17 protein-coding genes are annotated in these 13426 nt (G+C 69.9%); 5 read left to right on the top strand and 12 right to left on the bottom strand.

Features of this window, described 5'->3' with window-relative positions:
• Positions 1-168: 168 nt before the first annotated feature.
• A complete protein-coding gene (locus ACFVSN_RS23160) occupies positions 169-636 on the top strand; it encodes an RDD family protein (protein ID WP_380446957.1) in 468 nt (155 codons plus the stop codon).
• A gap of 127 nt (positions 637-763) precedes the next feature.
• Here ACFVSN_RS23160 and ACFVSN_RS23155 read toward each other — a convergent pair whose 3' ends face one another.
• From ACFVSN_RS23155 to ACFVSN_RS23130, 6 genes are all read right to left on the bottom strand, one after another.
• Entirely contained in the window at positions 764-1462 is a 699-nt protein-coding gene (locus ACFVSN_RS23155) for a DUF4191 domain-containing protein (RefSeq protein WP_380446955.1), read from the bottom strand.
• A gap of 108 nt (positions 1463-1570) precedes the next feature.
• Complete coding sequence (locus ACFVSN_RS23150) at positions 1571-1762, bottom strand: hypothetical protein (protein WP_380446952.1); 192 nt, start codon at positions 1760-1762, stop codon at positions 1571-1573.
• A gap of 332 nt (positions 1763-2094) precedes the next feature.
• Entirely contained in the window at positions 2095-3048 is a 954-nt protein-coding gene (gene lipA, locus ACFVSN_RS23145) for a lipoyl synthase (protein ID WP_363655648.1), read from the bottom strand.
• Between the two features lie 175 nt (positions 3049-3223).
• Positions 3224-4021 (bottom strand): lipoyl(octanoyl) transferase LipB, encoded by a 798-nt coding sequence (lipB, locus tag ACFVSN_RS23140; protein WP_380446950.1) that lies wholly within the window; start codon positions 4019-4021, stop codon positions 3224-3226.
• Positions 4022-4123: 102 nt separating this feature from the next.
• Positions 4124-6061 carry a helix-turn-helix domain-containing protein gene (locus tag ACFVSN_RS23135; RefSeq protein WP_387956487.1) on the bottom strand — a complete coding sequence of 646 codons (1938 nt, stop codon included), beginning with the start codon at positions 6059-6061 and terminating at the stop codon, positions 4124-4126.
• Between the two features lie 55 nt (positions 6062-6116).
• Entirely contained in the window at positions 6117-7496 is a 1380-nt protein-coding gene (locus ACFVSN_RS23130; protein WP_387956486.1) for an MFS transporter, read from the bottom strand.
• 464 nt (positions 7497-7960) lie between these two features.
• On the opposite strand from ACFVSN_RS23130, the gene ACFVSN_RS23125 reads away from it, so the two are divergent.
• Positions 7961-8176 (top strand): e9imm peptide, encoded by a 216-nt coding sequence (locus ACFVSN_RS23125; protein ID WP_387956569.1) that lies wholly within the window; start codon positions 7961-7963, stop codon positions 8174-8176.
• A 491-nt stretch (positions 8177-8667) separates the two neighbouring features.
• Here ACFVSN_RS23125 and ACFVSN_RS23120 read toward each other — a convergent pair whose 3' ends face one another.
• From ACFVSN_RS23120 to ACFVSN_RS23095, 6 genes are all read right to left on the bottom strand, one after another.
• A complete protein-coding gene (locus ACFVSN_RS23120) occupies positions 8668-8964 on the bottom strand; it encodes a putative quinol monooxygenase (RefSeq protein WP_387956485.1) in 297 nt (98 codons plus the stop codon).
• Positions 8965-9162: 198 nt separating this feature from the next.
• Positions 9163-10044 carry a JmjC domain-containing protein gene (locus ACFVSN_RS23115; protein WP_387956484.1) on the bottom strand — a complete coding sequence of 294 codons (882 nt, stop codon included), beginning with the start codon at positions 10042-10044 and terminating at the stop codon, positions 9163-9165.
• 10 nt (positions 10045-10054) lie between these two features.
• Positions 10055-10360 (bottom strand): hypothetical protein, encoded by a 306-nt coding sequence (locus tag ACFVSN_RS23110; RefSeq protein ID WP_387594476.1) that lies wholly within the window; start codon positions 10358-10360, stop codon positions 10055-10057.
• Between the two features lie 294 nt (positions 10361-10654).
• Positions 10655-10891: a DUF397 domain-containing protein gene (locus ACFVSN_RS23105; protein ID WP_380437614.1), complete on the bottom strand. Its 237-nt coding sequence runs from the start codon at positions 10889-10891 to the stop codon at positions 10655-10657.
• Positions 10892-11018: 127 nt separating this feature from the next.
• Positions 11019-11522, bottom strand: coding sequence for an NUDIX domain-containing protein (locus ACFVSN_RS23100; RefSeq protein WP_387594478.1), 504 nt, complete (start codon positions 11520-11522; stop codon positions 11019-11021).
• A 202-nt stretch (positions 11523-11724) separates the two neighbouring features.
• A complete protein-coding gene (locus ACFVSN_RS23095; protein WP_387594480.1) occupies positions 11725-11964 on the bottom strand; it encodes a hypothetical protein in 240 nt (79 codons plus the stop codon).
• Positions 11965-12092: 128 nt separating this feature from the next.
• Between ACFVSN_RS23095 and ACFVSN_RS23090 the strand changes: the two genes are divergently transcribed.
• From ACFVSN_RS23090 to ACFVSN_RS23080, 3 genes are all read left to right on the top strand, one after another.
• Positions 12093-12926, top strand: a complete 834-nt coding sequence (locus tag ACFVSN_RS23090; protein WP_387594482.1) for a Scr1 family TA system antitoxin-like transcriptional regulator — start codon at positions 12093-12095, stop codon at positions 12924-12926.
• A complete protein-coding gene (locus tag ACFVSN_RS23085; RefSeq protein ID WP_387956483.1) occupies positions 12919-13122 on the top strand; it encodes a DUF397 domain-containing protein in 204 nt (67 codons plus the stop codon). The genes ACFVSN_RS23090 and ACFVSN_RS23085 overlap by 8 nt, the downstream gene beginning before the upstream one ends.
• A gap of 106 nt (positions 13123-13228) precedes the next feature.
• The gene (locus ACFVSN_RS23080; protein WP_387956482.1) at positions 13229-13423 is read left to right on the top strand and encodes a DUF397 domain-containing protein; all 195 of its coding nucleotides are present in this window, start codon (positions 13229-13231) and stop codon (positions 13421-13423) included.
• Positions 13424-13426 lie beyond the last annotated feature (3 nt).

Raw genomic sequence — 13426 nt, 5'->3', positions numbered from 1 at the left:
AAGTCGTACGGTCCAGGGCAAAACACCCCACCGGCCTGCAGGTCTTCCGATAAGTGGTCTGGACCATTCGGTAAGCCCGGTCACCGGGATTCACTCGGTCGGGGAAGGCTCGCGGACGACAGGGGAGCCGGTGGCGGCGCGCGGCGACCGCCCGGTTAGTGTGGATTCGTGGACACCAGAGAAGCGTTGGGATCGTGGATCGACGGCCCGAAGGCGGCCGCCGAGAAGATGGGCGCCGACTTCGGCTACCGCGGCGAGCGCCTCGGACTGCCCAAGGAGGGCCCCGGCTCGATCGCCGGCCCCGGCCGCCGGATCGGCGCCCTGTTCGTGGACGGCTGGCTGGTCTCCTTGGTCGCCTACGGACTGCTCGGCAAGGGCACCGCGTCCTCGGCCAACCTGTGGACGACGCCGCTGTTCTTCGGCGTCACCGCACTGCTGCTCGCCACCTCCGGCACGACGGTCGGCAAGCGGCTGTTCGGTCTGCGGGTGGTCCGGCAGGACGGCCGCCGCGCGACGATCCCGCAGGTGCTGCTGCGCACGCTGCTGCTCTGCCTCCTGGTGCCGCCGCTGGTGTGGGACCGCGACACCCGCGGCCTGCACGACAAGGCGGTCGGCACCATCGAGGTCCGGATCTAGCCGAGGTCCGGATCTAGCCGAGGCCCGGATCTCGCCGAGGCCCGGATCTCGCCGAGGCCCGCGAACGCCGAACGGCCCCGCCGCTCCAGAGGAGTGGCGGGGCCGTTCGTGTCGACGGGGGAGGGGATCAGCGGACCTGGCCGCCCTTGGGCATCCGGGCGCCCTTGGGCATCGGGCCCTTGGGGATCGGCGCCTTGGAGAGCAGGTCGCCCAGCGCGCGCAGGCGGTCGTTGGTCTCGGTGACCTGGGCCGGGGTGATGGCGCGGGGCAGGCGCATGAGGTGGATCTGCAGCTTCTTCAGCGGGATCTCACCCTCGCCGTTGCCCACGACGATGTCGTGCACCGGCACGTCGCCGACGACACGGGCCATCTTCTTCTTCTCGGACGCCAGCAGCTGGCGGACCCGGTTCGGGTTGCCCTCGCCGATCAGCGCGATGCCGGCCCGGCCCACGGCGCGGTAGACCGCGTCCTGGTTGCGGGTGACGGCAACCGGGGTGGAGTTGGAGCTCCAGCCACGCTTGATGTTGTTCAGCACCGCCGCGACGGCGCCCGGCTGCCCCTCCATCTGCCCGAACGCGGCGCGCTCGGCCCGGCGCCCGAAGACGATCGCCATGGCCAGGAAGGCCACGATGAAGCCCAGGATGCCCAGATAGACGGGGTGGTCGATTGCGAAGCCGATGGCGAGGAACACGCCGAAGGTCAGCAGGCCGACGCCGGCGATGATCAGGCCGATCTTGGTGTCGACCTTCTTGGTCATGATGTACGCCTGGCGGATCTGCTTCAGCCGCCCGGGGTTCTCGGATGTTTCCCTCGCCATAACGCTCATGGTACGTGCCACGGGTACGGGAACTCCAAGCCCGGGTACCCGTTCGCACCGAACCGTGACCCGTGTGCCGGGCAGTCGTCGCTGACAGCGACGAAACGCCCGCTTCCGTCAGCTCCGGGCCGGCTGCGCCGCCGCACCACCCGCGGGCGCCGCGGCGTCGTGGTGCCGGTCCGCCGCGTGCCGGCGGTTCTCGCAGACCGCCGCCCAGGCGTTGCGCCGGGCGTGCTGCTGCCCGCCGGCCATCAGGACGCTCTCGGCGAACCGCACCGCTACTCCGACCGACCGGATCCGCATGCGCATCCCGGGCAACTCCCCTCGTGGCTGAGAAGGACCGAACGACGAAGGACCGAACGACGACGGACCGAACGACGAAGGACCGAACGACGACGGACCGAACGACGACGGACCGAACGACGACGGACCGAACGACGACGGACCGAACGACGAAGGACCGAACGACGACGGACCGAACGGCCAAGGACCGAACGACGACGGACCGAACGGCCTCGTCGGGTCCATCGTCACCACCCCGTGTTACCAGTCCGTGATCCGGCGGTCAAAACCTGGTGAAAACGGAAGGGCGGAGCCGAAGCTCCGCCCTTCCGATGGCTCAGGACCGCTCAGGACTGCTCTCAGACCGACGCCTGCTCGCGCCGCTCCAGCGCCTGCCGGTACAGCCGGCCGGCCCGGTACGAGGAGCGCACCAGCGGGCCCGACATGACCCCGGCGAAGCCCAGCTCCTCGGCCTCCTGCTGGAGCTCGACGAACTCGTGCGGCTTCACCCAGCGCTCGACCGGGTGGTGGCGCAGCGAGGGCCGCAGGTACTGGGTGATGGTGATCAGCTCGCACCCGGCGCCGACCAGGTCGGCCAGCGCCTGGCTGACCTCCTCGCGGGTCTCGCCCATGCCCAGGATCAGGTTGGACTTGGTCACCAGCCCGGCCGCGCGGGCCTGGGTGATGACGTCCAGCGAGCGCTCGTAGCGGAACGCCGGGCGGATCCGCTTGAAGATGCGCGGGACCGTCTCGACGTTGTGCGCGAGCACCTCGGGGCGGGAGGAGAAGACCTCGGCCAGCTGCTCGGGCACCGCGTTGAAGTCGGGGATCAACAGCTCGACGCCGGTGCGGCCGGCCTCGCGGTCGGCGGTCATCGCGTGCACCTGGCGCACGGTCTCGGCGTACAGCCAGGCGCCGCCGTCCTCCAGGTCGTCGCGGGCGACGCCGGTGATGGTCGCGTAGTTGAGGTCCATGGTGACGATGGACTCGGCGACGCGGCGCGGCTCGTCCCGGTCGAACTCGGCGGGCTTGCCGGTGTCGATCTGGCAGAAGTCGCAGCGGCGGGTGCACTGGTCACCGCCGATGAGGAAGGTCGCCTCGCGGTCCTCCCAGCACTCGAAGATGTTGGGGCAGCCGGCCTCCTGGCAGACCGTGTGCAGCCCCTCCTTCTTCACCAGCGACTGGAGGGCGTTGTACTCCGGGCCCATCTTCGCGCGGGTCTTGATCCACTCGGGCTTCCGCTCGATGGGGGTCTCGCTGTTGCGGACCTCCAGGCGGAGCAGCTTCCTGCCGTCGGGTGCGACAGCGGACACGTGCGACTCCTAGAACTAGACGGGGTACCCCCAGGGTACGCCTGTGGTTGTACGGGCTTCGCCGGGCGTGCCGCCCTGCAATCGCAGGGCAACAGAGCTACCGGCCAGTAGATTCCCCGGTGATCACCGGCGATCACCGGTCGTCCCGGGTCGTCGGGGGCCGTGGCCGGGAGCCTCAGCGACTGAGCGCGGGCTCCGGCAGCTCGGCGAGCACGTCCGCCAGGTGCCGCTGGACCACCGGCAGCGCCGCGCCGACGGACAGCTCGCGGCCGAGCTCGTTGGAGAGCGAGGTCACACCCGCGTCCCGGATGCCGCACGGCACGATCTTGTCGAAGAAGGTCATGTCCTGGGCGCAGTTCAGCGAGAAGCCGTGCATCGTGACGCCGCGCGCGACGCGCACGCCGATCGCGGCGAGCTTGCGGTCGTCGCCGCGCTGCCCGGCGTTGGACGGCGCGTACTCGGGGCCGGCCAGCCGCGGGTCGATGCCCAGCGGCAGGCCCAGTCGCAGGGTGAGCTTGCCGATGTCGACCACCTGGGACGGGTCCACGACCGCGTCCGGGATGGTGTCGCCGAGCACCCAGACGCCGCTGCGGCCCTCGACCCGGGTGGTCCCCACGCCGAACTCGGCGGCGGCGCGGATCAGCGCCTCCTCCAGCCGGCGGACGTACGCGATGACGTCGATCGGGTCGGGCAGCTTGACGATCGGGTAGCCGACCAGCTGGCCGGGGCCGTGCCAGGTGATCTCCCCGCCGCGGTTGACCTCGACCACTGGCGTGCCGTCCAGCGGGAGGTCGGCCGGGTTGGTGCGCTTGCCCATCGTGTAGACGGACTGGTGCTCCAGCAGCAGCACGGTGTCGGGGATCTCGTCCGCGACCCGCAGCGCGTGCAGGCGCTGCTGCTCCTCCCAGGCTTCCTGGTAGGGCACCGTGCGCTCGCCTATGCCCAACGAAACGAAACGTACGTTCTCGCTCACCGTTTGCCGCTCCTTGCCGGGCGTTCGAGACCAACCTCGCCACTGTACGCCCAAGCCCGATCGGACCTGTCAGCCGTCCGCCCCCCACCCCTCACCGTGGACTCACGCCTCCGCCAGCAGTTGCAGCCGCAGCGCCAACTGCAGCTCCAGCGACCGCTCCGGCACGTTCCAGTCCCGCCCGAGCAGCGCCTCGACCCGGTCCAGCCGCTGGACCACCGTGTTCACGTGGACGTGCAGCTCGTCCTTGGCCCGCGTCAGGCTGCCCCCGCAGTCGAAGTACGCGCGGAGGGTGCGGACCAGCTCGGTGCCGCGCCGGGCGTCGTAGTCGAGCAGCGGGCCGAGCGTCGCGCCGACGAAGCCGTCCACGTCGTGCCCGTCGCCGAGCAGCACCCCGAGGAAGCCGAGCGCCCGCGCCGACGCGCCCTCGCCCGCGCGGCCGAGCACCCGCAGCGCCCGCAGGCAGCGCAGGCCCTCGGCGTACGAGGCGGCGATCGCCGGCGGGCCCGCGGCCGGGCGGCCCGCGCCGACGGTCACCGGGAAGCCGGTCAGCCGGGCCAGCCGTTCGGCGGCCTGCCGGGCGGTCTCCTCGGGGTCGCCGCCGTCGGGCACCAGCAGGGCGACGGTCTCGCCGTGCTCGGCGGCGATGCCCCGGGAGCCGAACAGGTACCGCCCGGCCGCGCCCGCGAGCCGGCCGCGGTCGGTGGTGGCGGCGCTCCCGGCGGCTCCGGCGGCTCCGGCGGCCCTGGCGGGTTCGGCGGGTTCGGCGACCAGGACGAGGTGCGGGCGGCCGAGGTCGACGCCGAGCCGCCGGCCGCGCGCGGTGAGCCCGGCGGGGTCGCGGTCGGGGGCGGTCAGGAGGTCGGTGAGCAGTTCGCCGCGGACGCGGTTCTCGGTCTCGGCGACGGAGCGGCGCAGCAGCAGGAGGAGCGCGGTGACCACGCCGGCCCGCTCGAACAGCCGGCGGTCGGCGTCGTCGAGGTCGGGCCGGCCGCGCAGGACCATCGCGCCGAGCGCGTCCTGCCCGGCGAGGACGGCGCACACCCACAGGCCGCCGTGGCGGACGGACCGGCCCTCGGCGCGCGAGGCCGCGACCGCCTCGGCCAGCCCGGCGGCGGACGCGACGCGGCCGGCCAGCGGCTCGCCCTCGGCGTCCAGGACCGCTATCTCGCCGTCCAGCAGGGCCGCGACGGCGGCGGCGACGTCCGGCACCTCGGCGCCGCGCAGGACGAGGTCGGTGAGCCGGTCGTGGGCCTGTTCGGCGCGCTGGACGGCGGCGGAGTGGGCGCGGACGAGTTCGTTGGCGGCGCCCAGTTCGGCGAGCGCGGCGCGGGTGTCGGCCAGCGACTTGGCGGTGTCCAGGGCGATCGCGGCGTGCGCGGCCAGCGAGCAGAGCAGCGCGACCTCGTCGGGGGAGAAGGCGCGCGGCGAACGGTCGGCGGCGAAGAGGACGCCGATGACCTGCCCGCCGAGCAGCAGCGGCACACCGATGATCGCGACCAGGCCCTCGTCGAGCACGCCCGCGTCGATGGTGCCGGTGTGGTGGAAGCGGTCGTCGGTGCGGTAGTCGGGGGTCGCGTACGGGCGGGCGGTCTGCGCGACCAGGCCGCCGAGGCCGTCGCCGAGGCTGAGCCGCAGCGTCTGGAAGAGGACGGACACCGAGCCGTCGGTGACGCGCATGTACGTGTCGCCGGCGGCCTCGTCCGGGAGGGTCAGGTAGGCGGTGTCGGTGCCGAGCAGCAGGCGGGCGCGGCGGACGATCGCCTTCAGCACGGTGTCCAGGTCGCGGGACGCCGCGAGGTCGCCGGCGGTGTCGAACAGCGCCGTCAACTCGGCCTCGCGGCGCCGGTGCTGGCGCAGCGTGCGGTGCACCCGTAGGGCCTGCCAGGTGGCGTCGTCGATCTCCTGCAGCACCGCGGCCGGCGCCCCCCGGCGGCGGGCGTCGGCCAGCACCTCGGCGAAGTCCTCGGTGGCGGCGCCGGATCCGAGCAGGTCGAGCAGCTGCCGCAGGGCGGGCGCGGCGCCGGTCTGGGGGTCGTTCATGGTGCGTGCCGCCAATCGGCAGTGGGGCGGGAGCGCGATAGTAGCGGCTGGGCCGTCACGCGGTGGCGGGCTTGCCGACCGGGGTGGTATCGGCCGCCGGGGCCTCGGCGTCGGTCTCGGCATCGGTCTCGGCGCCGGTCTCTGCCAAGTCCTGTCCCTTCGTCTCGTGTGCGCAGAGGACGGCGAGCACCGTGAGTGCCGCCGCCGCAGCCACGTACGCCGCGATCGGCGTCGGGCTGCCGTAGTCCTTGAGGAGCGCGGTGGCGATGAGGGGAGCGGGCGCCCCTGCGGCGACGGACGAGAACTGGGCCCCGATCGAGGCGCCCGAGTAGCGCATCCGGGTGGCGAACATCTCGGAGAAGAAGGCGGCTTGGGGCGCGTACATCGCGCTGTGGAAGACCAGGCCGACCGTGACGGCTACGACGAGGGCGGGGAACGACTTCGTGTCCACCAGGCCGAAGAAGACGAACGCCCAGACCCCGACGCCGACCGCACCCACCAGGTACACCGGCTTGCGGCCGACGCGGTCCGACAGCGCGCCGAACAGCGGGATCAGGGCGAACTGGATGGCCGAGCCGATCAGTACGGCGTTGAGCGCGGTCTGCTTGGAGAAGTGCGCGTGGCTGACGGCGTAGGCGAGGACGAAGGTGGTCATGACGTAGTACGAGATGTTCTCCGCCATGCGAGCCCCCATCGCGACGAGGACCTCCCGCCAGTGGTGCCGCAGGACGGCGACCAGCGGCGGCTGTTCGACGGTCTTGCGGTTCTTCTGCGCGGCCAACGCGGCCTGGAAGAGCGGTGATTCGTCGACCGCGAGCCGGATCCACATGCCCACGCCCACCAGCACGGCCGACAGCAGGAACGGCACCCGCCAGCCCCAGGCGAGGAACGCGGCGTCCGACTGCACCGCCGTCATCAGCGACAGGACCCCGGCCGCCAGCAGGTTCCCGGCCGGCGCGCCGCCCTGCGGCCACGAGGCCCAGAAGCCGCGCCGGCGCTGGTCCCCGTGCTCCGACACCAGCAGGACGGCCCCGCCCCACTCCCCGCCGAGGGCGAACCCCTGCACCAGCCGAAGCACCGTCAGCAGCACGGGCGCGGCGGCACCGATGCTGCTGTACGTGGGCAGCACCCCGATGAGGGTGGTGGATCCGCCCATGAGCAGAAGGCTCACGACGAGGAGCCGCTTGCGCCCGACCCGGTCCCCGAAGTGCCCGAACACCAGCGCCCCGAGCGGCCGCGCGGCGAACCCGATCGCGTACGTGAGGAACGCGAGGAGCGTGCCTGTCAGCGGATCGCTGTTGGGGAAGAACACCTTCCCGAACACGAGCGCAGCCGCTGTTCCGTACAGGAAGTAGTCGTACCACTCAATGGTGGTCCCGATCAGACTCGCCGCCACTACCCGAGGGAGTGAGCGCCTCTCAACCGATGCTGCCATGGGTCACCACTTCCGGTCCGGGGACGACGATGTCGCCACAACGTAGGAAGCCCGGCGCCCGAGGCCCATGTGCCCAACCCACATAGTCCACCGGCATCTTGCAGCCCTCCACCCCATAACCAGCCCAGCCCGAGAGGACCGCTGCCCACCCCTCGCCCCGCACCCCCACCCCCACCCTCTGCTCTCGCTCCAGTTGCCCGTTCCGGTGCTGCTTCGGTGCCCGCCGAAGCAGCACCGGAAGTCGCAGGGCCGGGAGGAGAAGAAACGTTCCAGCGAGGTTGCCGACGAAGATCGGGCCGGGCCGACGGCCCACGCTGCGCGCAGGAAGTCGGCCCAGCCGACTTCCTGCGCGGAATGGGGAGTTGCGCACTTGGGGGAGGCGGCGAGCATGGTTCGGGGCTTGTCCGGTCGATCACATAGCTCGCTAAGGTCTCACTATCCTGGAGGGGGTGGCTGGAGCGGTGATGACTCGTGAGTCGGCCGTTGCGATGGTGCAGAAGATCATGGATGGGGACTGCGCCGACGACGCCGAGATCGACCGCGCACTTGAGGCGCTGGACAGGGGTCTTGGCTGTCCGAGTGGCTATGTCAGCAACTTGATCTACTGGCCCGACGGGCCGGAGCCGACAGCGGCTGAGGTTGTCGAATTAGCCCTCGCCTACAGGCCGTTCGCACTGTGAGAATGACGACCGCTCCGCCGAGCGCAAGCGCGCGCCGGAGCGGCCTCAGCGCGATACAAGAAACGCGGATCTACCTCGGCACCGGGTGGTGTTCGCCCCTTCTGCGCAGGAAGTCGGCGGAGCCGACTTCCCATGTGGAAGAAGAGGTTGCGCGTTGAGGGGAAGCCCCAAAGCGGCGAGACATGATTCGTTCCGGTGCCGCTTCGGCAGGGCCGAAGCGGCACCAGGGTGGTGTCTGCCCTCAGTGTCTCTCTGCGTGGGAAGTCGGTCACGCCGACTTCCCACGCGGACATACGCGTCTACCCCCTGCCGGCGAACGCGGCAGGGGGCAGAGATCCGTCATCGCTCAGCCGCACAGGAAGTCGACCACGCCGACTTCCTGTGCGGGGTGATGTAGTCGGTGGCCGGGTAGCCGGTGACCATCTCGCGCGCGGCGCCCGGGATGTTGCCGAGGTTGTCGGCCCGCAGTTGCGCGGGGGCGCCGGACTCGTTCAGTTCGCCGTGCTGAGGATCCGAACCGACGGGGGCTCGGCCAGCAGATCGCCGACCTTCGCCAGTGAGTCCGCCAGGTGCGGGCTGGCCATGTGCGTCTCGAACGCCGCGTGGGAGGCCCACTCCTCGATGACCACCCAGGAGTGCGGATCCTCCGGGTCCACGTAGTTGTTGTACGAGAGACACCCGGGCTCGGCCCGGCTCGGCTCGATCATCGAGCGTGCCTGTGCGCGCATCTCGGCCTCCCGGCCGGGCTTGGCCTTCATCGTCACTATGACGCTGATGCTGCTCGACATGATTGTCCACCCGTTCTCTGCAGTCGCAGTACCGATGACTTCCAAGATCGCCGAACATCGGCTCCACCTGGATTGTTCCCGGCTGCGCACCACTGGCGACGCGGCCGTCCCATGGCTGGCCCGGCTCCAAATCTGCGCGCAGGAAGTCGACCTGGCCGACCTCCTGCGCAGGGGGAGGAGAGCGTTTCGGCGGGATGGTCAGGGCGTGCCGGTCAGTTGCGGGGCGATGCGGTCGGCGAGGCGGTCCAGGTCGAGGCCGGCCAGGTAGTCGGTGACCATCTCGCGCACGTTGCCCAAGGTGCTGCCGAGGTTGTCGGCGCGCAGCTGAGCCGGGGCGAGGCCCTCGCGGAAGGTGTCGTGGTCGAGTGCGGAGGCGATCAGTTGGTGGGCGAGGTCGAGCGGGGTCCGCTCGCGTAGGGCGAAGGTCAGGTGGAAGCTCGGCTCCTCGCCGGCGCAGACGGGGGCGTGGACCCATCCCCTTGGGATCACGAGGGTGGAGCCGGGCTCCAGGGTGTAGGTGGCGAACGGGTCGGTGGTGTCCCAGATCCGCTGCATCTCCCGCGTCCATTGGGTCGGGGAGCCGAGGTGGTCGTCCATCGGGTGCTGCACGGTCGGAGCCCACAGCGGCCAGCGCTTTCGCCCGGACATTTGGGCGACCAGGACGGTGGCCTGGTCCCAGTGGTGGGTCAGGCCGGTCTCCCCGGCGGGCGTGATGATCGCGGAGACGTACAGGGTGTAACCGGTCTCGGCCTGGACCCGGGCACAGAACTCGGCCAGGAACGGTGCGTTCCGCTGAAGTTCGCGGAGGTTCACCGTGTGCCCCTCCTCGATGAGGCCGCGCAGCTTTCCGCGACGCATCTGGCCGTTCTCGGAGAAGCGTCCGGGGTGAACGGCCCGGCCGTTCTTGACTGCCGCAGTACGCGAGGGGGCGGTGAGACCGTGGTCGATGTACGAGTTCATCAGGTCCAAGGTGATGGCCTGGTCGAGTGCCGTGTGTTGGCGACGGTAGAGGCGTGGTTCAGTGGGGCAGGCGGCGAGCAGGTCACCGGCGTGGGTGCCGAGAAGCTCGTGCAGAGACAACGTCGTCTCCTCAGGACAATGGGCACTTGATGTCGGGGTGGAACGGCAGGGACGGGCAGCAGATCACGGCGGAGCTCATGAACCGCAGGTCTTCGAGGTAGTGCGACCACACGACGTCCGAGCCGTGGAGCAGGGTGCGGTGAGCGCACTCCTGGTACCACTCCAGCGACGCGTAGGCCTGTTTTCCATCGGAGCGCCGCAGGGGCGGGAATTGCTTGTAGACGCTGGTGAGCCAGTCGACGGCCGGGGGCGCGGTGGTCCAGGTGCGCTGGTCGAGGCCTTCGGGACGGCGCAGGAGGTAGTGGCCGGTCATCATGGGCGGAATGGTGCGTTGGGCGAAGGGCAGAAAGGTCTCCTGCGGGTGTGCGTTCATTCCGCTGGGGACGCGCAGGAGATTCATGTCCAGTGATGCGGGTCGGCGCAGGTATTCCAGCTCCATGAGCCTGCGGGATCCGACCCATGGGCCATAGCCGTGCCAGTGTCCATCGCGTTCGGCGAATGCCTCGGGAGTCATGGGTATCCTCCAAGGACTGGGTGGCCGCTCCCAATTAGGGTGGGAACGGCCACCCGGCTTTGCGTTGCGAGTTGATCGTCCAGGCGATCGGATCGATCAGATGGTGAGGCCTCGGCTCTGCGCCCACTGGACGACGAAGGTGTCGAGCTCGGTGCCGGTGTAGCGCAGCTGGAGGCCGGCGCCCTCGGGCTTGGTGTCGCCGAGCGCGAACGCATCGGCGACGCCCGTGAGCGGCGCGACGCTGACGCACGACTCGGCCTCGCTGTCGAGGTTGCCGCCGCACTGGGCGGCCAACTCGCCGCCCAGCGCCAGCTCGTAGAGGTTCTTGGTCATGGTTCCTCCATATCGTTGAGGTTCCCTCGGGATGATGTCGAGTAGCCACGCAGAGAGCGCGCGGCCACCCGCTGCCGGGCCGCTGAGGCTGCCCGGAAGTCTTGGGCGGGAGGCCGGTGGTGTGTGATCAGCGGACCGGGACGGGGGTGCCGCGGAGGAGGAGGGGGCGGCCGGCGCCGTGTTCCCAGGCGTCCCAGGCGTCGTGGACGCGGAGGGCCTGGTTGGAGGGCATCACGGTGTCCAGGAGGTGGCGGGGGATCCAGTGCAGGGCACGGATGTTCGGCGGCGGGCGGTGCAGGTTGACGGCTTTGGCTTGCCTGGGGGTTACGACGCCGCCCGCGTAGACGAAGTTGATTCCCTCGGGGTATTGGTGCCGGGCCATGTAGTCGACGGTGAGGATCGTTCGCAGGGGCAGGGCGAGCCCGGTCTCGGTCTCCAGGTGGCGGCGGGCGGCGAGGTGAGGTAGCTCGTCGGCCTCGGCGCTGCCGCCGGGGAGCGTGTAGCCGTCCCGGTAGACGGGGTCGACGAGGAGGACGTGGAGTTCGTCCTGTCCGTCGGGGCTGTGGCGGAGGACGAAGGCCTGCTGGCCCAGGCGTCGGGCGGGCGGCTTCCGCATGATGTCGTCGTTCAACGTTGCTCCTTGGGAGAGGAGTTGAGGAGTTGGGTGCTCCCCGCCGGAGGAGGCTGCCGGCGGGGAGCGGTTCGGCTCGACAAGGGCTGTACGCCAACGCGCCCTTGGAGCCGTCTTCGCGCTGCGCGTTCTGCGGCAGCAAATCCGGCGGCGGCCAGGGAAGTTAGGTGGAGCGTGGCGAGCAGTAGGAGGCTGCTCGGGCTCACGGCGGCTCTTCCTGGAGCAGTCGACGGTGGGAGCGGGCACCGGAGCCGGGGGCGATCTGGCGGGGGTTGAGGACGCTGACCTGGTCGGCCCGGGTGGTCCATTCGATGCCGCCGCCGACCGGACGGAGGTACATGATGCCGCCGCACTGCTCCATGAAGACCCCCTCGCGAGGCCGGCCGTCGTCGAGGTGCCCGCGGTCGATGACCACTTCGTGGGGGAGGGGGACTTCGGACATGGGGGTGCTCTTGTTCATGGCGATGGCTCCGATTCGTAGTGCGACGACTACCGGGAGTGCTCAATGTCCTCTACGCTCTGGAGTAGTTCAACTTGTCCAGCGCCGTTCGTTTGGTGGGATGAATCGCCTTGAACAAAAAGGAACTTGACCCCGAGTCCTCACCCGCCGCCGAGTTCGGGGTGCTACTTCGCACGTCACGGGAGCAGCGCGGCTGGACGCAGGAGCACCTGGCGGAGCTGCTTGGCTGCACGTCGTCGTACATCTCGGCCATCGAATGCGGCCGAAGGAAACCAAGTCAACCGTTTGTTGCTCGACTTGACAGGGTGTTTGGCTCCGGTGACCAGTTTCTTCGGGAATGGGACGGCACGGGCCAGCGCACTTTGTTCGAGGGGTTCGACGAGTACGTGCGCTGCGAATCGAAGGCCGTACTCATTCGGTTGTTCGAGGTCAACATCGTTCCGAGCTTGTTCCAAACGCCTGCGTACATCCGTGTTCACCAGGAGGCGCCAGTGCTTCGCGGGTTCGCGACGCCACAGCAGGCTGATGAGCGAGCCGAACTGCGCCAACGCAGGCAGCGGTGCCTAACTCGCGATCCGGCGCCGCATGTTCATGCGGTCATAGATGAAGGAGCGCTGCGGCGGACCATGGGTGATCGCGCCGTCATGGTTGAACAACTGCAGTACCTGGAAGCTCTCGCAGCTCAGCCCCGGATCCTCCTGCAGGTCAGCCCGTTCTCCCTCGGAGCCACTCGACCGTTCCAGCATCCGCTGACGTTGCTGACCATGCCGAACGGGTCCGTCGTGGGATACGGCGAGACGGAGCAACGCGGCTTCCTCGAGCGCGATCCGGAGACGCTGGCCGCGTTGACTCGCGAGTACGATTATCTCCAGGTTGAGGCGTTGTCCCGGGCGGAGAGCATCGAGTTCATCCGAGAAGTGCGGAAGGGTTTTGAGCATGGATGACCTGCGCAGTGCCATGTGGCATACGAGTAGCTACAGCGCCCAGGCAGGAAATTGCGTTGAGGTGGCCCGTGGCCTCCATGGCGCCATCCCCGTCCGTGACTCCAAGGACCCCGAGGGGCCTGCACTGGCTTTCCCAGCCGAGGCCTGGGCTGCCTTCGTCGCTGCCGTTCGCTCTGGCGAGTTCGGCGAGGTCTGACGCTCCGCGTTGCCGAGCCCCTACCTAATCGGGTAGGGGCTTCTTGCTGCTTGGCTGCTGCAGCCTGATGCTTGTTGGTGGTGATCCGCGAGCTACGGAGGCAACTGTGACGCCCCTCGAATGGTTCAAGTCCAGCTACAGCAGCAACGGCGGCGAGTGCATCGAGGTCGCGGCCAACTGCGTTCGCACTGTTCCCGTTCGTGACTCCAAGGACCCTGACGGTCCCGTGCTGGCCTTCCCTGCCGAGGCCTGGTCGGCCTTCCTCATCGCTCTCCACTCGGGGGAGTTCGGCGAGGTCTGATGC

It is taken from the genome of Kitasatospora sp. NPDC057904 (assembly GCF_042887925.1).
Taxonomy (GTDB): domain Bacteria; phylum Actinomycetota; class Actinomycetes; order Streptomycetales; family Streptomycetaceae; genus Kitasatospora.
The sequence above is the reverse complement of the archived record's forward strand: the minus strand, read 5'-3'. Positions and strand labels throughout refer to the sequence as shown.